General features: G+C 60.5%; 17 protein-coding genes. 6 read left to right on the top strand and 11 right to left on the bottom strand.

The window, feature by feature from the left end; genetic code table 11:
• Window positions 1–13: 13 nt before the first annotated feature.
• The 5 genes from FH975_RS06830 to FH975_RS06810 are packed head-to-tail and all read right to left on the bottom strand — an operon-like array spanning window position 14 to window position 4,776.
• Window positions 14–730, bottom strand: coding sequence for an HAD family hydrolase (locus tag FH975_RS06830; RefSeq protein WP_162320672.1), 717 nt, complete (start codon window positions 728–730; stop codon window positions 14–16).
• On the bottom strand, window positions 727–1,809 hold the full coding sequence (locus FH975_RS06825) for an ABC transporter ATP-binding protein (protein WP_162320671.1): 1,083 nt from the start codon (window positions 1,807–1,809) through the stop codon (window positions 727–729). The genes FH975_RS06830 and FH975_RS06825 overlap by 4 nt, the downstream gene beginning before the upstream one ends.
• Window positions 1,809–2,678 (bottom strand): ABC transporter permease, encoded by an 870-nt coding sequence (locus FH975_RS06820; protein WP_153078274.1) that lies wholly within the window; start codon window positions 2,676–2,678, stop codon window positions 1,809–1,811. Before FH975_RS06820 ends, FH975_RS06825 begins: the two co-directional genes overlap by 1 nt.
• Entirely contained in the window at window positions 2,666–3,646 is a 981-nt protein-coding gene (locus FH975_RS06815; protein WP_202923095.1) for an ABC transporter permease, read from the bottom strand. The genes FH975_RS06820 and FH975_RS06815 overlap by 13 nt, the downstream gene beginning before the upstream one ends.
• Window positions 3,643–4,776, bottom strand: coding sequence for an ABC transporter substrate-binding protein (locus FH975_RS06810; protein WP_153078275.1), 1,134 nt, complete (start codon window positions 4,774–4,776; stop codon window positions 3,643–3,645). The genes FH975_RS06815 and FH975_RS06810 overlap by 4 nt, the downstream gene beginning before the upstream one ends.
• A 197-nt stretch (window positions 4,777–4,973) precedes the next feature.
• On the opposite strand from FH975_RS06810, the gene FH975_RS06805 reads away from it, so the two are divergent.
• The 5 genes from FH975_RS06805 (at window position 4,974) to FH975_RS06785 (ending at window position 9,683) form a co-directional block, all read left to right on the top strand.
• Window positions 4,974–5,741 carry a GntR family transcriptional regulator gene (locus tag FH975_RS06805; RefSeq protein WP_162320670.1) on the top strand — a complete coding sequence of 256 codons (768 nt, stop codon included), beginning with the start codon at window positions 4,974–4,976 and terminating at the stop codon, window positions 5,739–5,741.
• A 22-nt stretch (window positions 5,742–5,763) separates the two neighbouring features.
• On the top strand, window positions 5,764–6,480 hold the full coding sequence (locus tag FH975_RS06800; RefSeq protein ID WP_162320669.1) for a hypothetical protein: 717 nt from the start codon (window positions 5,764–5,766) through the stop codon (window positions 6,478–6,480).
• 16 nt (window positions 6,481–6,496) lie between these two features.
• Complete coding sequence (locus tag FH975_RS06795) at window positions 6,497–7,663, top strand: hypothetical protein (RefSeq protein WP_162320668.1); 1,167 nt, start codon at window positions 6,497–6,499, stop codon at window positions 7,661–7,663.
• Window positions 7,664–7,836: 173 nt separating this feature from the next.
• Window positions 7,837–8,562, top strand: coding sequence for a DUF6318 family protein (locus tag FH975_RS06790; RefSeq protein ID WP_162320667.1), 726 nt, complete (start codon window positions 7,837–7,839; stop codon window positions 8,560–8,562).
• Between the two features lie 332 nt (window positions 8,563–8,894).
• The gene (locus FH975_RS06785) at window positions 8,895–9,683 is read left to right on the top strand and encodes a PKD domain-containing protein (RefSeq protein ID WP_235928552.1); all 789 of its coding nucleotides are present in this window, start codon (window positions 8,895–8,897) and stop codon (window positions 9,681–9,683) included.
• 192 nt (window positions 9,684–9,875) lie between these two features.
• Here FH975_RS06785 and FH975_RS06780 read toward each other — a convergent pair whose 3' ends face one another.
• The 5 genes from FH975_RS06780 to dcd all read right to left on the bottom strand — a co-directional run bounded on the left by FH975_RS06780 (window position 9,876) and on the right by dcd (window position 16,016).
• Window positions 9,876–10,271 (bottom strand): hypothetical protein, encoded by a 396-nt coding sequence (locus FH975_RS06780; RefSeq protein WP_153078279.1) that lies wholly within the window; start codon window positions 10,269–10,271, stop codon window positions 9,876–9,878.
• A gap of 200 nt (window positions 10,272–10,471) precedes the next feature.
• Window positions 10,472–11,668: a CynX/NimT family MFS transporter gene (locus tag FH975_RS06775; protein ID WP_162320666.1), complete on the bottom strand. Its 1,197-nt coding sequence runs from the start codon at window positions 11,666–11,668 to the stop codon at window positions 10,472–10,474.
• Between the two features lie 48 nt (window positions 11,669–11,716).
• Window positions 11,717–14,296, bottom strand: coding sequence for an HAD-IC family P-type ATPase (locus FH975_RS06770; protein WP_162320665.1), 2,580 nt, complete (start codon window positions 14,294–14,296; stop codon window positions 11,717–11,719).
• Between the two features lie 11 nt (window positions 14,297–14,307).
• The gene (locus FH975_RS06765; RefSeq protein ID WP_162320664.1) at window positions 14,308–15,438 is read right to left on the bottom strand and encodes a YggN family protein; all 1,131 of its coding nucleotides are present in this window, start codon (window positions 15,436–15,438) and stop codon (window positions 14,308–14,310) included.
• The gene (dcd, locus tag FH975_RS06760) at window positions 15,435–16,016 is read right to left on the bottom strand and encodes a dCTP deaminase (RefSeq protein ID WP_153078283.1); all 582 of its coding nucleotides are present in this window, start codon (window positions 16,014–16,016) and stop codon (window positions 15,435–15,437) included. The genes FH975_RS06765 and dcd overlap by 4 nt, the downstream gene beginning before the upstream one ends.
• A 108-nt stretch (window positions 16,017–16,124) precedes the next feature.
• Between dcd and FH975_RS06755 the strand changes: the two genes are divergently transcribed.
• Complete coding sequence (locus tag FH975_RS06755; protein ID WP_162320663.1) at window positions 16,125–17,084, top strand: AEC family transporter; 960 nt, start codon at window positions 16,125–16,127, stop codon at window positions 17,082–17,084.
• Here the strand turns inward: FH975_RS06755 and FH975_RS06750 are convergent.
• On the bottom strand, window positions 17,081–18,526 hold the full coding sequence (locus FH975_RS06750; protein ID WP_162320662.1) for an MFS transporter: 1,446 nt from the start codon (window positions 18,524–18,526) through the stop codon (window positions 17,081–17,083). The genes FH975_RS06755 and FH975_RS06750 overlap by 4 nt on opposite strands.
• Window positions 18,527–18,595: the final 69 nt, after the last annotated feature.

Genomic DNA, 18,595 nt, shown 5'->3' with positions numbered 1-18,595 from the left:
GATGGGATGCGAGTCAGGGCTCGACGGCGATTGAGTCCAGGCTTGCCAGCCTCCAGCGGCACTGCAGCTGCACGGAGGGGTCGGAGTTGACACCGATGACCAGGAGCCCAGCAGCCGAGGCTGCCTGAGCGCCAGCCGGTGAATCTTCAAGAGCCACGGTATGTTCCGGCGCCACACCTAAGCGCTCACAGGCGTAGAGATACAGGTCAGGTGCTGGTTTCCCTGCATTGACATCTTCCACCGTGCACACAGTGTGAGCCTCAGAGAGCAGGGCAGCATCGGCAAGCATTGTGGTGACATCGTTGCGCAGCCCATTGCTCGCAACAGCCACCGGCACTTGTGAAGCCAGGGAGGTGAAGAGCGCCACCGCACCAGGCATCGGTTCCACACCGGAACTCAGCAGGGCCGAGTAGCGGCGCGTCAGCTCAGCCGCCAGTGTTGGTGCACGCTCTGCGGGCTCAGCGGCCGAAACAGAGTCGCCTGAGAGACCTTGAGCTGAGATGACGCGGGAGAGTCGCGCGGCTGCGTCATGTACAGAGAGTCCCAGAAGCCGCTCAGCCGGGAAGTCCTGGATGTCATGTTCTGCCAACCACGTGTCAACCATCTGCAACCAGAGTGATTCGGAGTCAATGAGAAGCCCATCGCAGTCGAACACAGCGGCTCGGGCGGAGATCTCCACACCTCCTTCAGCTGTTATCAGCCGCAGCATGGTGGCGGTCTGTTCCGTCATACTATGACCCGCTCAGCAGGGCTTTGCCCATGTGCTGCCACGCGCAGAGCAGGCGTGGACATCACCTGCGGGGTGACTCGCGTTCCTGGGGTCAGGTCGGACGCTTCAGATGCTGAAACGGAGGACGTGACGTCCAGATCATTCACCGGATTCGTGGCACGAACAACGGTCCGTTCACCTGTGTAGATCTGGGAGATTACCGTGCAGGGCCCGTCTTCATCGGGCACCAGAGTGATGTCCTCCGGCCGCACGAATAACGTATCCAGGCCGGCATCTGGGTGTTGAACGGGCAGCGCGCCGCCTCTGTACTGAGGGTCCACCCCGACTTCTGTCACGCTGCCGACGAACCGTGCCACGAATTCTGTGGAAGGCTTTTGGTAGATCGTTCGGGGCTCATCGAGCTGTTCGATGACACCGTCCTTGAGAACTGCTACTCGGTCGGCGATTGACAGTGCCTCCTCCTGATCATGGGTGACGAACATCGTGGTGATTCCCAGTTGTTGCTGCAGACGGCGGATCTCTTCCCGGATCTGGGAACGCACAATCGCATCCAGCGCTGAGAGCGGCTCATCAAGCAGCAGCACACCTGGCTGGATGGCTAGTGCGCGAGCTAGCGCGACTCGCTGCTGCTGCCCTCCGGAGAGCTGATGCGGATAGCGGCTGGCGAACTCTGTCAGCCCGCACATCTCCAGGAGCTCCTGCGCGCGGGCTGCACGCTTATCGCGGTTTACTCGGCGCACGCGCAATCCGTATTCCACGTTTTCTTGGACCGAGAGGTTCGGGAACAAGCTATAGGCCTGAAAGACCATGCCGATTCCGCGTCGATTAGCGGGCACGGATGTTATGTCCTGGCCGTTGACCAGGACCCTGCCGGACGTGGGCTTCTCAAACCCGGCCAGGATGCGAAGCGCTGTGGTTTTGCCGCAGCCAGATGGTCCCAGTACGGTGACCAACTCACCTGAGGAGATGTGCAGGTCAATACTCTGCAGGACCTGGGTGGAGCCGAAACTCTTGGTGATGCCATCGAAGACGACGTCGTTCCCGGCCGTTTCGCGAACAGTGGTGGTGGCCTCAGTCATCAGTGTGCTTCCTTCTCTAGAGTCGTAGCCTCATCCAGCGCGGCAGCTTTCCGTTTGGCTTTGCCCAGGGCGGAGAATCGCCCTGCGGAGAGTGTCGCCACGAGCAGCAGTATCCAGGTGCTCAAATTCAGCAGCACTGCGATAGCGATCGAGGCACGGAAATTTGTATTGGAGACGGTGAACAGCCAGACCGGGATGGTCTCACGGTTCAGGGTGGCGGCGATGGCGAACTCTCCCAGGCAGACAGCTGTCGCAAAGAACACCGAGAACAGCACTGGTCCGCGAATATTGGGGATGACTACTCGCCAGACAGTGCCCCAGACGCTGGACCCCAAGGAGGAGGACCCCTCCACCATGGCCTTCAAGGGGATCGTGCGCAGCCCTGCGTCGATGGATCGGAACGTGAAGGGCAGACAGAGCACCACATAGGTACCGACCAGAATCAGTGGCAGATCAGGGTGCTGGATGAATTGGCTGATCTCGCTTGCCAGGGACCCTCTGCCCTGTTGTGCACCCCAGCGCAGAAGCGCGACGACGCCTGCGGCTAGCGCGATCGGAGGCACCACTAGAGGAAGGGTGCAGAGAATCTCCAGTACCGGGCGCAGCCGCGGCGCCCAGAGGTGGACCGCCAACACAGCCGGCACCAGGGTGGCCACGAGGGTCACGATTGTCAGCCCCGCGATCAGCAGTGTGCGGGTTGCTGCGGCGGCCAGACTGGCGTCATCGGTGATGACCGAATAGGCAGCGAGCGAAAAACGTCCCCCGGGGAAGACCGCGTAGTAGATGCTGCAGAGGACCGGAACGGTCACATAGAGAGCAACGGCGATGATCGGCAGCCAGTTGGAGTATCGCCAGTTTACTGAAGCCATCGGGCGCTCCTTCTCTGCAGGCGGTTGAAGAAGAACAGCACGACGACGGCGATGACCACCATGGTGACGCCCAGCGCCATCGCAGTGGATTGACCGCCGGCTCCCAGACCCGACCCCAGCAATGAATCGATGCTTAGGGGAATCAGTGGAAATCCGCCGGAGCCGATCAGTACCGCGGCGGAGGCGTAGGTTGCGAATGCGGAGCCGAAGAGCAGGATCCAACCGCCAAGCAGAGCTGGGGTGGCAATGGGGATTCCCACGCGCCACCAGAAAGTCAATCGGGACCCGCCCAGGGAGATATTGGCCTCGATCCACTCCTTTCGCAGACCTACGAATGTGGGCAGAGTCACCATAATCATGGTGGGGATGAGGAAGTACTGGTACATCGCGACCAGGCCCTGCCATGAATAGAGGGTGAACCCAATCGCTTCGAGGCCCAGCAGGCCGAAAATGATTCCAGTGTTCCCCAGCGTGACGATGAAGGAGAACGCCAGTGGCGCGCCCCCATCATTGGCAAGCACCGATGAGAACACCGCGACAACAGAATCGAGACGCTCGGATTTGATCTGGGCGATGCAGAATGCAGTGATTGCCCCTGCGATTGCTGCGATGAGGGAACCCACCACCGAGACCAGCACCGAGTTGCGCATGGCCCGCGAATGCGAGCTCAGGTCCAAAAAGTTATCCAGTCCGATCCCGGTGCCGCCGTCGTCGGTCTGGACGGCGAAGGCGATAGTGAACATCCCGAAGATCGGAACCAGGAAGAAAACTGCAATGATGAGGGTCAGGGGAGCCAGTGCGATAACCGCAGGGGAGCGCAGAGCGGTGGTGACGCCCTCCCAGCGAGCGCGGCTGACCAGGCGAGGACGAGCGCCGGGGGACACCCCCGGCGCCCCACCGCCCGGTGCCGCAGCACCAGGTGGAGCGCCGGGCGCGGACCCGGGGGTAGGAGTGACGGGGACACTCACTGGATGGCCTCAGTCCAGAGCGACTCGACGACCTCCTGGTTTGCCTCGCGCTGCTCAAGGGTGGGCTGTGGTGCCTCGATGCCGTCTTCACCGGGAAGCGCGTCCAGGGCCTCCTGGTTCACCGACTCCGCTTCGATCATGGCGTCCAGCCGCACCGGGGTGACATAGCCTTCCAGCAGCAGGTTCTGTCCTTCGTCGGAGAAGAGGAACTCGTAGAACAGACGCGCCACGGCGGGGTGAGGGGCGTCGTCGTTAATTGAGGCAGCGTAGAAGGATGAGACCTGCCCATCCTCGGGAAGGTGGATATCCAGGACTGCGCCTGTATCGGCTTCCAGATCGTCCGCAATGGGCTGCAGCAGGTAGTCCCAATTGATGACAATCGGCGTTTCACCGGTTTCGATGGTGCCGGCGTTGGCTTCTACGGGAACAAAGTTACCCATAGCGGAAAGCTCATTGAAAAACTCAATGCCGGGCTCGACGTCGTCGAAGCTGCCACCATTAGCTTCCGCGGCGGCGTGGACCACCATGAAGCCTGATTCACCGGTCGTGGGATCACCAGGGATAGCGACCATACCGGAGTACTGCTCATCCAGCAGATCAGCGAAACTCTCCGGGCAGTCATCCACGCGAGAGGTATCACAGCCTATAGCCATGGTCCCGCCCAGGTGATTGATCCAAGTTCCGCTTTCGGAACGGAACTCCTCGGGGATGTCGTCGTATGTTTCCGGGGAATACTCTGCGAGCAGCCCGTCCTCATCGGCCTCATCAGCGAAACTGATTCCCGTGTCCAGATAGTCCAGGGAGTCACCTTGGCCCTCCCGGTTCACTACAGCGTTGATGAGATCCTGGCTGGAACCGGTGGACTGGTCATTGTTGATTTCGATGTCGTAAGTTTCTGAGAAGGCCTCCAACAGGCCCCCGTAGTTGGCCCAGTCGTCGTACAGACCCATCGCGTTGAAGGTCCCCTCGGCCTGTGCGTCTTCGATGAGTTGGTCCATTCCGCCGCCGTCTTCGACGCTGGTGGCTTCACGCCACGTGGCGGAGCTCTCCGATTCTTCGCCGCTGCCACAGGCAGTGAGGCCCAGCGTGATGACTACGGCGGATCCGAACATGATGCGAGTGCGTGTCACGTGATTCAGTCCTTCAATTATGATGTGGCGCGGAATCCGCGTCCCTTGCACTACCATCTTCACTAGTGAAGTCGAACGGGTCAAATGAAAGTTCACTAGTGAAAATGAAGTTTGGGTGAACTTTCTGTGACAGGCGGTGATAGTTCCGCGGCGTAGACTTCTGGCTCAGTAGCCCAAACATGCAGGAGGTTTGCCCGGTGGGAACATTCGCTTTCGCGGAGATCGCCCAAGCCGTGGAGCAGGAGATCCAGGAGGGTAAGTATCCCCCTGGTAGCTCATTGCCTTCAGAGCGGGAGCTCAGCGAACGGTTCGGAGTATCGCCTGGAACGGTCCGCATGGCCCTGCGCGAGTTAGTCGCGGACGGCACAGTGGACGGCACTCGTGGGCGCCCCAAGCGTGTCGTGAGAGTGCCGCGTCGACCCGCATCATTCAACGAATTCCGCAGCTTCGCGCAGTGGGCCCGCAGGCAGGGCTACGAGCCTGGCGGAGAGGTTCTGTACTCGGAATGGAAGATTGCTGATGCCCAGGACGAACAGATGCTCGATGTCCCCCGCGGCCGGCGCGTGCTCGACGTGCTGCGCCTGCGGACTCTCGATGGCGAGAGCGTCATGTTGGAGCACACCCATTACCCGGAGTGGCTCGGCGAAATCGTCGAGGCGATTGATGACCGTGCACCATCGGTGACATCGCTTCTCGCCGATCACCACGCAGTGCACTTTTCACACGCGGAGCATGCATTCGGCGCCGAGCGGGCCAAGGTCCGCCACGCCGATAGCCTGGGTGTTCCACGAGGTTCGGCGCTGCTGATGCACCAGCGGGTCTCCCGAGACTCGACTGGCCGTCCATTGGAATGGTCCACTGACCGCTATATCGCAGGGAAAATCATGCTCTCAGTCGGCAATTCCTGGCATTCGAACCCCTTGCAATGGATCACCCCCGATGCATTTGGGGGCGTAGGGCCCTAGCTGACGCTATTCTTGAGTGGCTATGCTCCAGCTGCTCAGTCTCCTCGAATCCTTACGTGCCCGGCAGGCGCAGATCGACGCCGCGCGCCCGGACCCGCTGCTTAGTGACTCCCAGTTATTGGCCGCAGCGCTCGCCAACCGGTACGTCACTGCTAAGCGGATCACCGAGGGCAGGTGGGTCTTTGAGTTCCGGGGGCATGTGATCGGTGGATTCGCCAACAGAGTCACCACGTTGGTCAGTGCCCACTCCCGCCGGCTGCTCCATGATCCGGCCCAGTTGCGCGCTCATTTGGACCTGATGGAGGTCCCCCACGCTATTGAGTACGACGACGCCTCAGAGCAGTTCCAGCCCATGCTCCCCATTGAGTTCGAAGAGACTGATGACAACGACGAGCACCCCGCGCTCCTGCAGGCCTATTGCGTGGGCAAGGAAGCGGTAAGTGTGATTGCGGTTGTGGCTGATCCTGCCCATGGGAAGAGATCCCTGACGATCGATGTCACCGACCGCATCGATGAGGGGATCGCCCAACTTGCGGTTGATGGTTTGTCCAGTGTTCCAGGGCTATTGGCGGGTGCCGTGAATTTGCAGGTGCGCTCTCTTGACACGGGTGATGACGGCGTCGTCATCGGTATTGACGAGACGGCAAGCACTGTTCCGCACCATTATCCCGACCTCGGCCGCGGCCGAGCGGTCGCCGACGCGGTGGCTGAGCATATTCTCTTTACTGCCGCTCTGTGACGCTATGGTGAATCCCATGTCAGAGACTTACTTCCCTTCCCCAGCAGGTGGGAGCTCCGGGCGCCACCAGGGCCCTCCTCCACCACCACCCGCACCAGGGCTAGTGGCCGGTCGGCCCAAGGTGGATCTGGGGGAGGAGCCGTCAGCGACCTCACGGTTTGTCGCTGAGCATGTGGAGCCACGCTACGGAGAGCTTCGGAAGTGGAACTCCACTCTGGCTCACGATGAGCTGCTTCAGCGCGCAGCTCGCCGAAAGCGCATGACGATCAAGAAGATCACCGAATCAAACCAGCTCTTTTTTCTGTCGGGTGTGCTCGTTGGGGGCATGGACGGTGTTATTACGTCATTGGTCAGTCACCAGGCCCGGCGGGTGTCGCGTTCAAAGGCGATGACAAAGCGCTATCTGAGTTCTGCTGAGGTGCCGACCCCTAAGGGTAAAGCGATCAATCCCACTGACTTCGCGCGTGCAGTGAAGTACATGAAGGCATTGGGCAAGCGTGTGGCAGTGAAACCTTCCGCTGGTCGGGCCGCCAGGGGTATCAGTGTTAACGTCACCAGAGAGTCGGAGCTGCGCACGGCGTGGCAGGCTGCGATGGCAGCTCGTTCGGCCACGTCAGAGTCCCGGTATCTCATTGTGATCGAGGAATACACCCCAGGACTTGATGTTCGTTGCTATGTGGTGGGTGGTCAGGTAGTGGGAGCGGTTGCCCGATTGCCGCTCTACGTCATTGGCGATGGTCTCTCCACGGTGGGCAAACTCGCTGATGATGAGATTGCTCGCCGTCGGCCCAATGAGTACTTGAAGAGTCGCCAGCCCGAGGTCAGTGACGCGTTCTTAGCAGCCGTGGGATTGACTCGTGGGAGCGTTCTCGCTGAGGGGAAGCTGCAGTACTTGACTCCGATCGCGGATACTGGTCGCGGTGGGGGCATCGCTGTCGATGTGCTGGATCTGCTCAGTGATGAGCTGAAGGACTTGGCCGTGGATGGACTCTCAGCGGTCCCGGGCCTTGGCGCCGCCGCTGTCGATCTCCTTGTGCCGGAATTGGGCAGCGCTGAAGGAGCCGTGGTGCTGGAGGTGAACCCGTATGCCAACATCATGCAGTTTCACTACCCCAGTTACGGGGAGCCGAGGAAGATCAACGATGCCATCATGGAGGAGATCCTTGAACGCGCTTCGAGATAGAAGCGGCGGAGTTTTCCACAGTTTTTGATGTAGGTCTGGTGCCACGAGATCAGTCTGGTTAGGCTATGACTCACAGCTCTTACTTCGCAGTAAGGGCTGTGGCCTTTGAAAGACTCGCGGCGACGTTTGGGGTTCCCGGCGTGCTGCGCAACAGTGTGAACGGGTGACCGGCTGTGAAACATTTCGGGTTCGTTGGGACGGCTTTGGGTGCCGCAGTGGTGGTGGGATTGGTGGGTTGTGCCGCAGGGGTGGATGCTGAGAAGCCTCAGCCGACAGTTTTAGACGCTCCTCTCGATTCACCTGGGAAGAGTAAGGCTCCAGAAACTCCAGGTGCTGGCGGGGTCGATTCTGACGATGCCTCTCCAGATGATCCCGAACCGACGCCCATTCCTGCCTCGTCCGATGGCCCTGCCCAGAACTGGCCTCCTCCTGACACACCTGAAGAGATCTACCAGCCCACTGAAGAAGGCGCCGAGGCTCTCCTGCAGTACTTCTATGAAGCTAGACACTACGCCAGGGTGACGGGCGATACAGGTCCTCTCGAGGCGGTATCTACTAGCGATTGTGATTTATGCGGAGCTGAAGTCGATGTGGTGCAGGAGCTCTTCGAGAATGAGGGTTGGTACGTCAGCGAACCTGATGAAGTTGGTCACTCCTACTTGAGGCTCGAATCTGAAGATCTGGCGACGGGACTCTACGCACTGCATGAGGAGGATTTCGAAACCTATCTGGCAGGTGAGCTATTGGGAGAGACAATTGCCGACACAGTTGATGCCTTCGGATTCGCGATGCTCTATGAAGATGACCTGTGGCGGATGATCGAAATCAACTACATAGGTGAGTATGAACGGGATCTTCACTATGGCCGTGATGAACCGGGTATAGGTGAGGGTGAATGAGCCTCTTGATGAACGTCCTCGGGGCTTTGAGTTCGGCGGCTGTTGCTGCTGGAACTCACTCTGCGGTTGATGAACTTCAGGAGCACGATTTTCAGTTTCGTCACGCCGATCGGAGTGTTGAAGTGCAAATTGAGATGCGGAGTCCGGAGAGGGAGTCGCGGCAGTGGCGAGAGGTGCCGAGGCAGGAAGGTCCTCGCGGCGGGAGTTCTCAGTCCGGGACGGGGCCGCCGGCCCAAGGAAGCGGCCGTGGCTCGCCAAGAGGCGGCTCTGCCCCAAGCGCGCACTACTGCGTAGATGATGCCGGCGATGCGGACCCAGCCTGCGCAAGATTCATGGCCGCCATGCCGACCTTCATCACGAACTTCACATGTTCGATAGGGCAACGGTTAGCTGATAATCAGGAGCAGCGTGGTTTTGCTCCACGAGAAGTGTGCGCCGATGATCAGACCCCGGCTGAGGTTGAGCAAGTCTTTGCTGAGGTACTCCCAGACCAGACCGAATCGCAATGGGAGTTGATCCTTGCCCAGATCCCCGGCGAGGTCGAGCAGGCCTTCACCAACCTGCCCATCGAGGGTGGGACTGTAATGTTCGAAGAAGAACTTCTGGGCTTCGGCTATGTCAATCAACACACCAACGTCTTCGCCGAGGTGTCGACTCAGTCGTTCACCGAATCCCTACTCGGGATTGAGGTCGACATTCGAGCAATACCCGTCGAATACAACTTCAACTACGGAGACGGAACAACAAAGACCACATCCAATCCCGGCGGCCCAGCTGAGCAGCAAGTCGCCACAGGGGCCCTCGACACTGAGACACCCACGTCCCACGTCTACCAGGACACCGGCACCTATCCCGTTGAGGTCACCACCACCTTCATCGGCGAATACCGACTTCCGGGAGGTGCCTGGACATCTATCAGCGGCTCCACCTCAGTGCCTGCCAGTCCGGGTGAAGCAGACATATGGCGCCTCAGTCACCGACACGTCTCAGGAGCTTGCCGGGATGCAGCGCACTGGGGCTGCTCAGGGCCGGTGGAGCTAGCGCCAGGCGACCAGCCTCCAAAGATCTTTGCCGATCACTATGACGGTAACGGGCACTACATCGGTCCTCGAAGACCGTAGGGTTCGCATCCAATAAGCGTTGAAGCGTGAAACACGATGCCATCACGCGGCATACCTTCATAACCACCGCTGCGCGTGAAAGCCGCGCCGTTTCACTCTCACCGCTGGATTCGTCCTGCGGGAAAAGCGCAACGGCGCGGCGACTACTCGGGAGTCTCGGCTGCGTCAGAAGATCAATGCCGCGATGCCTGCCTAGTTCCTAGTTTCATCCTCTTGGGTCCCCGAAGAACTCGCACCATTACCGGACTGGTCTCCACTGAACTCCTGGGCCTTCGCCTCCACAATGTCCTCCGCCTCGTCCACCACGTCAGTCATCATTTCTTGAGCCTCATCGGCCTTGTCGGCAGCCTTCCGAAGCGCTTCCGATGCAGACTTAGCAGCCTTCTTAGCGCCTTCAGCAACTTCATGAGTGACTCTGGTGGCAGTGTCAGAAGCCATCGAGACAAAGTCCTGGACTTCCTCACGCTCCCACGTTTCTTGCGCCGACTTCTTGGCGCTCTCGATCCCGGCGTCGACTCGGCTCTGACCCGTCTTGGTGCCGATCAGGTAGCCGATGGCAACTCCGGCTCCCAGTGAAATCAATCCCATGATGTGCTCCTTATTCCGAATATGTCTCGCGTTGGATAGTTCCAACTTAGCGGGGCCGACCCGGCACTGTCACGGGGTTGATGCCCTTAGTTTGCCCTGATAATGCCCTGATCTTTTGCGACGACAACATCAGGATCAAGTCAAGAGCCACGGATCGAGTCGGTCCTGTGTCCAAGGCAGAGGCGTCAGCTGGAGCCCCATCACTCGACATGAACGTTGCGGCCAGCGAAATGGCCGAAGACTCCTTGGGCGACCGCAAGGGCGAGGGCGCACCACAAGACCGGGGTCCACGAACTCACCACCTGGTACAGCGCCCCGGCCAACACTGGCCCAGCGGCCGCGAGAAGATATCCCACACCCTGCGCCATACCGGAGAGCTTGCCCACCTGGCGTGGGCTGCCCGCGCGCAACGATATGAACGTCAGGGCGAGAAGTAGCGAACAGCCAGTCGATGTGCCGGCACACAGCGCCCAGAGCGGCATGAGTCCGGGAGCGGTGATGATACCCAACAGCGCGACAAGCATAAAAGCAACTGTCACCGCTGAAATCGCCCGCTGATCCCGGGTACGCTGCATGATTTGGCCGGCAATGAGACTCGCGACGACGCCGACCGCTTGGAACAATCCGAGCCACAGCCCCGCAGAAGCCTCATCGACTCCAAGTGAAGTTTGGATCGCTGGAAACCAGGTGAGCAGAGTGAAGAACAACGTAGACTGCAAGCCGAAGTAGAGGGTCACCTGCCAGGCAAGAGGTTGCTTCCAGAGAGTAGTCGGCAGTCCGCTCCCCACTAACTGGGGGGATGAAGTCACAGGAGGATCCGGCGCCGGTTTCTTTCTCAGGGCCCAACCGACTGCCGCCAACAGCGCGAAGACCGCCGGAACCGCGAAAGCGAGCTCCCACCCGAGCGCGTCGGCCAGTGGGACCGCCCCGCCCGAAAAGACGGCTGCAGCTCCCACAAGCGCTGCGGTGTAGACCCCCGTCATGAATGGAACCTTGTCCGGAAAGTCGCGTTTGACCACCGCCGGCACCAGTACGTTGCCCACCCCGATTGCTGCTGAGAGGATCGCGGTTCCTGCGTAGAGCGTGATCGCCTGCGGCATCAGCTCGGAGCCCGGGACTGATCGCAGTAGGGTTCCCCCGGTCAGCAGCAGGAGAGAAACGAAGATCGTTCGCTCCAGCCCGAAGCGCCTGCCCAGCACATGGACGAATGGAGAAATAATGCCGAAAGCCACGATCGGCACTGAACCCAATGCTCCAAGCGCCAATGGGCTCAACCCTGTGTCGGACCCAATCCGTTCGATCAGCGGCCCCACCACTGTGATCGCAGGGCGTAGGTTCGCGGAGACAAGCAACACTGTCGCCAACAGCATCAGATTGCCAGAAGCTCGGAAAGGCATACGGGTCACTCTATGGCACCGCCATCACCGTGGAAGGTGGTGTGGTTCTCACGGATGGGCGGGCGACGAGACTTGGCTGCTGTCTGACAGAACGGACCTCTTCACCAAGGCCACGTAACCCCGGTGTCCAAGCTCGACAACTCCGCAGCCGCCTAGCGAGGCTACGAATGTGGCGGCCAGCAATTCAGCAGTTGGTAGCGCGAAAAGGTGGTACTGCTGGGAGATGGGTACCAGCAGCACCAGTCCCAGAATGACGTACATGGAGCTGAGGAGAGTGACCCGGGGAACGGTGAGCGGACGCAAGGCAGTATTGAGGACCCACAGACCCACCAGAGTTAAGGCGATAAAGCTGGCAGTTTGGATCTCAGGGGCTGAGTCGCCGAACCGACGTCCAAATGCCGACACCACGATCAGACTCATCACGATTGCCAGAGAGCTGGGAATGGCAAACAGAGCCGAGCGTCTGAGGAAGCCGCGCCGATACCGTTGAACACTCGGCATGACCGCCAGAACGAAGGCAGGCAGACCCAACATGATGAAGTCCGCTGTGGAGAACTGCCGGGGGATGAAGGGGAAGTGCCAAAACGCGATGGCAAAGAATAGCCCCAGAACGATCGCATAAGCGGTCTTGGCCAGGAACAGGTTGGCCAGCCGCTCGGTATTGGCGATCACCTTGCGACCCTCCTCCAATACGGAAGGAAGCCGCGAGAATTTACCGTCCAGCAACACCATTCGGCTCACAGCCTTCGTCGCAGGCGCCCCTGAACCCATCGCGATGCCCAGGTCGGCCTTCTTAACGGCCAGAGCATCGTTGATACCGTCACCGGTCATCGCGACTACATGCCCATTCGCCTGTAGCGCCTCCACCATAGCGGCCTTCTGCTCGGGAGTGACCCGGCCGAAAACATGGTGGGTAGCCATTGCAGATCGCAGCACCTCAGTGTCAGAGGGCAATGTGGAAGCGTCGATACCGTCACCGTCGAACTCCAGCCCTACCTCGCGGGCCACCGCGGCGACTGTCTTGGGGTTGTCCCCAGAGATGACCTTGAGACTGACTTCCTGTTCCCGGAAATACTCCAAAGTGGTCGCGGCATCGCGCCGAACGTTCTCCTTGAACGTCACCAGAGCGACTGGTTTCAATTTCGGTGGCAGAGTTTGACCTGTGCGCAGCGGCACCGTGGTGGCCTCATCCAGCGGGCCTGTCACCGGAGCGTGCGCCAACAGCAGTGTGCGCAGACCTTGGGCGGCGATCCCATTGGTGTGCCGAAGCAGTTGATCGACGTCAACATTTGAGTCCACCTGGGCGTCCTTGAGGATCTCTGGTGCGCCAAGAACCCAATGCCCGGCTAGGCGGCCTGCGTCCTCTCCGAAGGTGACAGCGGACCACCGGCGCATTGAGGAAAACTGCACGGTATAGGCCGGCCGGTGCGCAGGCAAGGCAGTGAACGGGACGGTAAGCGCGGCGGCAGTCGGATTGGCGGCCTCGTCATGCCCGAAGTGCGCCAGCACCTGCTGCCAGGGTTCGTTTCCGTCTGCTGAGTGCACCGCGTGGGATCCGGAGCTGCGTTGCCACCCCACTGGCAGACCCGCTGAGTCCAAGGATGAGGATCCGTGAAACACGATGGTCCCGTCCGTCAGGGTTCCCGTCTTGTCCAAGCAGACAACGTCCACACGGGCCAGGATCTCCACCGCGGGCTGTTCTTGAATCAACACCTGGTGGCGGGCGAGCTTCACCGCAGCTACCGCGAAGGCGATGGTTGTCATCAGCGCCAGACCCTGTGGCACCATCGCGGTGACGGACGCGACGGCGGTGACTAGCGCCTCACGCCATTCACCGGTGGCCCAAGCCGTGCGCCACCCCCCATTGGCGAGCATCTGCCCGTTGAACACCACCGCAGTGATCGGGATCAGGATGATGGACAGCCAGAATGCGATGCGTTCTAGGGCGCGGCGGATCTCGGAGTTGATCTTGAGGTATTTCTTGGCCTCCGTAGTGAGCTTCACCGCATGGGCCCGCTCACCGACCGCCGTGACGACAAACCTGCCCGAACCAGCGATCACTGCCGTGCCGGAGAGTATGCCGTCCCCCCGGCGCTTGGCTACGGGGGCTGATTCACCGGTGAGCATGGACTCGTCAATGTCCATGTCGCTGCTGGAAAGCACGACGCCGTCCGCTGGTACTTGGTCACCGCGGCGTAGTTCTACCACGTCGTCCAGAACGACCTGCTCGCGGTGAATCTGGATGATCATCCCGTCGCGCAGGACTCTGATGCGGTCCTGATGCAACAGCGCAATGCCGTCGAGTTTCCGTTTGGCGCTGTACTCCTGGACGAGTCCGATCACCACATTGCCGACAGCGGCAATGGCGAACAGTAGATCCAGCCACCGCCCTAGAAGAATGATGATGACAGCGCACACCCCGATGATGAGGTTGAAAAGGGTCATCAGATGCGTGCGGAGAATCTCAGCGATTGACCGTGACGTGGTGTGCGGCTGGACGTTGGCCAGCTGCAGCTGAAGTCGCTCAGAAACTTGTACGGAGTTCAGGCCCTTGGACTCTAGGATCTCGGGGTCGGGCGCTGACCTCAGCTCCGCAGGATCGCGGTCTTCGGTCTTTGCTTTAGCCACGGGGCCTAAGTCTAAGGCGTCGTTCCGTTGATGGAGACCACGAGGTCCTCACCGCTGGCACCGATCTGAATGTCGAGGTCGAACGGCACCTGTTCGATCTCGTTCAGCTGCTCGCCGGTGTGGTGATGGATGGCATCAAAGCTGGCTTCGGCCACCAGTTCTTGGTGCGTGACCTGCCAACCGTCAGCGTCGAAGGTGAGGGAGAAGTCCTCTGCTTCAGGAAAACTCCAACTGATGGTGTCCGGATCGACCCGGTGCGGGGTCGTGGTCCCCACCGGACAGCCGGCAGGCATCAGCACCTGCTGGTCACAGTCGTTGAAATAGGCGCTGAGTTCCTCTTCCAGGCGCTGCGCAGCCTCCTCGGAGGCCTCAAGGTCCATGGTGACACGCTCAGCGGAGGCTGCCTCATCACCGTCGGCAGCTGTCACCACATGGGTAGTGGACCCGGTCAGCCATTGGGAGTCGATGCTGATTTCGGCCACGGTAGGGACATATGCGGACAGTTGTGCCGTCTCATCGTCCAGGTTGACCGGCTCCCCATTGACCTGGACCTGACCGATCCCACCCTCCGGCGCACCGGGGACATCCACCTCAAACCACGTGAGCCCGGATGCGGCGATCTCCCAATCGTCGAAGAAGCCCCAGGAGGTGCCGGTGTGGGTCAGCGGTAGCTCGGTGGTGTAACTGTCCTCTCCGGCAGTGAAGCTGAACTCGGCACCCCCGCTGGTCTCAGTAATTTCAGCGGATTCGATCAGTTCGGCGGATCGACCCAGTGGTGCGCCGGAGAGCAGGAGGTTGTCGACCTCGCCGTCCTGGGTAAAGTCAGGAACCGATTCGAAGAGTCCCAGCGCCTGGGACCCCTCACCAGCTCTGAGTGCCTCCCAGTAGGTTTCGGCCGTCGCCTCCGGGGAGTAGAGCTGTTCATTGACTTGCCACACCGCGACCACGGTGGCAACCGCCGCCACCACAAGGCCCAGCGCCCATCCGATCACCGCGCCGTAGCCAGGGCGGGAGGTGCCTGATTCACCAGCAGCAGAGCGTTCGTGAAGGAAATCGGGATGCTCATCATGGCCAGCTGAGAGGTTCGGCACGGCGTCATGGCCGGTGTGCCGCGGTGAGGAGTGCTGAGGCGCGTCGCTCATGAGGCGATGATCGTCCGGTGGAAGTTCTCGTGGCTGCGTGAAGCGGTGGGTCCACGCTGGCCCTGATAGCGCGACTGATGTGCTGTTGAGCCATAACCTGTCGATGCAGGAGAGGACAGCTTGAAGAAGCACAGTTGGCCAATTTTGGACCCAGGCCAGAGCTTGATGGGCAGTGTCGCCATGTTGGAGAGCTCCAATGTCACCTGCCCGGTGAACCCGGGGTCAATAAAACCAGCCGTGGAGTGGGTCAGGAGTCCCAGTCGGCCCAGTGAAGACTTACCCTCCAAACGGGCGGCCACATCGTCCGGCAGAGTGACCACCTCATAGGTCGATCCGAGGACGAACTCGCCAGGGTGCAGCACGAATGGTTCATCCGGTTCGACTTCCACCAAACGGGTGAGGTCGCGCTGCTCGACCGATGGGTCGATATGCGCGTACTTGTGGTTGTCGAAAAGTCGGAACATCCGCTCTAGACGCACATCGACACTGGAGGGTTGGATCATCTCCTCATCGAACGGATCAAGACGAATGCGGCCGACGTCGATCGCGGCGCGAATATCATTATCGGAAAGCAGCACGGACCCAAATTACCAGCAGTGACCGCATCCAGGCAGGCGTATTGTGGTGCGGGGCGCCTGACTGCGGCGCTCGTGAGCCCTGAAGTCCCCTGAATGGAGGAAATGTGCATGGCGGCAGTGTTGTCCGGATTTGCCGTGGTCTGGATGATCATCGCAGTCGGCTATGTGCTGGGCCGGATCAAAGTCCTTGGACCTGAGGCGCGTGTAGTTCTCTCCCGGGTAGCGTTCTTCGTCGCTTCGCCCTGTTTGCTCTTCCTCACTATCTCTGGGTCGCCCATTCGTGAAGTGCTCGGACCCCAATTCGGTGTCGCTGCCCTGAGCGCCTTCACGATGCTCGGACTGTTTTTCCTCTTCGGACGCTTCTTCCTTCGCGGCCGCTCGGGGGCTGACCTCGTCATCGGAGGGATGAGCGCCTCTCTGGTGAATGCCGCCAACCTTGGATTCCCCATCGCGGCCTACGTGTTGGGAGACATCAGCCTCGCGGCTCCCATCGTCATGTTTCAGCTGGCCCTCTACGCCCCCATCTACGTCGGTCTGCTCGACCAACTGACTGCCGGAAAAGGCGCGACGACGCGGGTTCGACCACGAGCCAGCATTGAGGTTGTCCGCCGACTCGGTCAGACACTGGGGAACCCAATGATTATCGGCTGTGCTCTGGGCTTGGTCTTCTCGTGGCAGAACTGGAGGCTCCCAGAGCAGATTCACGAATCTGTGGAGTTGCTGGCGGGGGCGTCCATTCCACTGATGCTCTTGGCCTTCGGGCTCTCGCTCGTCGGCTCTCACCCATTGGACAAAGCGTCAGGGCGCCGTCGTGATGTGCTGATTGCCGTTTCGATCAAGCTGGTGCTGCACCCGCTGCTTGCCTACGTGATCGCAGCCTTCGTCTTCGGTATGGACGGGCTGATGCTGTTGGCCGCCGTCGTCATGGCTTCTCTGCCCACCGCACAGAACGTGCTGGTTGCCGCAGTGCGCTACGGCACTGGGGAGACCATTGCCCGGGACACGGTACTGGTGACCACGATCCTGGGGATCCCCTCAATGGTCGCGGTTGCGCTGTTCCTGGCCTAGTGCGCTGCAGAGTGGTCGTGCATCTTCGCTGGGCCCGAGGGGTCCCGAACCTTCACCAGCAGTATCGTCAGACCCAGTGTGAGCACAATGGTGATACCGACGATGGCCATCACCTGCCCACCGAAGATGAAAATCAGCAGCCCAATCAGTGCTGGGGTCAAGAAGGAGAATCCGCGACCCGCCGTGGCGTAGAGGCCGAAGAGTTCGCCAGCCCTGGCCGGTGGGGCGAGGCGTCCGAGGAACGCTCGGGATGAGGCCTGGGCGGGGCCAACGAACACGCAGAGGAGGAGGCCAAAGAGCCAGAAAGCGCCCACCGGGGAAAGCGACACTGGCCCCACTTCACGCGGTTCGACGAAAATCCACAGGAGCACAGCGATCCCCAGCAGGCTCCCCAGGCTGAACGCGATGACTCTCCGGGGCCCGAGCCGGTCGTCGAACCATCCACCGACGAATGCCCCGAGCGCCGCCACCACATTGCCGGCGACTCCAAACAGCAAGACACTGCCCGCCATCTCAGTGAAGGGGATGTTGGCGTCTTCAATTCGGTAAACATGCACGCCAAGAACTGCTCCCCACACGAAGACTGCGGAGAGCCCATCACGGTAGATCGCTGAGGAGAGGAGGAACCACAGAGTGTTGCGGTCCTCCCTCCAGAGCCCGCCGATGACCCGGAAAAGTCTGCGGTAGGACTCGGCGACTGAGACCTTTTCCTCCACGTCATGCTTATCTGCCGTCTTAATACGAGTCAGCAGCAACGGGAGCGCAAATACGAGGTGCCAGGCCGCGGCCACGAGTGCGACTGCACGGATGTTGACGGCGTCGTCACTGCCGACTCCTAACCAGTCTCCTTCGATCATGCCCACATAGACCAGCAGTAGCAACACGATGCCGCCCATGTAGCCGGCACCCCAGCCGATCCCCGATACTCGGCCCATACGCTGGTGGTCGGAGATGTCAGTGATCATCGCGTTGTAGTTCAGGTTGGCGAACTCATCGAAGATCCCCATCAGCGCCATCAACGTCACGCCCAGAAGCAGATAGCCCTCCTCAGGCCTCACGAAGAAGCAGAGCGCCACCATCGCAATGACCATGACCGTGTTCAGGGTCAGCCATAACCTCCGGCGTCCCGCCTTGTCGGTACGTTGGCCGATAACCGGCGCTGTAAGAGCCACCACGGCACCGGCCGATGCTGTTGCCACAGCCAGATACTGGGCACCGCGGTCTCCTGGGCTAGCGCCCTCTGGCAAAACGGCGGGGTCGAACACCGGAGATGTCAGGTAGGTGCCGAATACGAACGTGGTCATGACGGCCGAAACGGTGGCATTGCCCCATGACCAAAGACTCCACTTGGCGATGAGGGACTTGTTCAGCGGCTCCTCGGGAGAAGCAGGGGCGTCCCCGGCACGCGCAGCATGCTGGACTGGCTCTGTGGTGCGGCTCATGGGGCGAATGCTACTCCCTCTCTGTTAAGATAAGGAGAATTCGGTACGGGGGATGGGAAGGGTTAATCT

The sequence above is a fragment of the Nesterenkonia haasae genome, assembly GCF_010119385.1.
Lineage (GTDB): Bacteria > Actinomycetota > Actinomycetes > Actinomycetales > Micrococcaceae > Nesterenkonia > Nesterenkonia haasae.
This window is presented reverse-complemented; position numbering and strand designations above follow the sequence as displayed.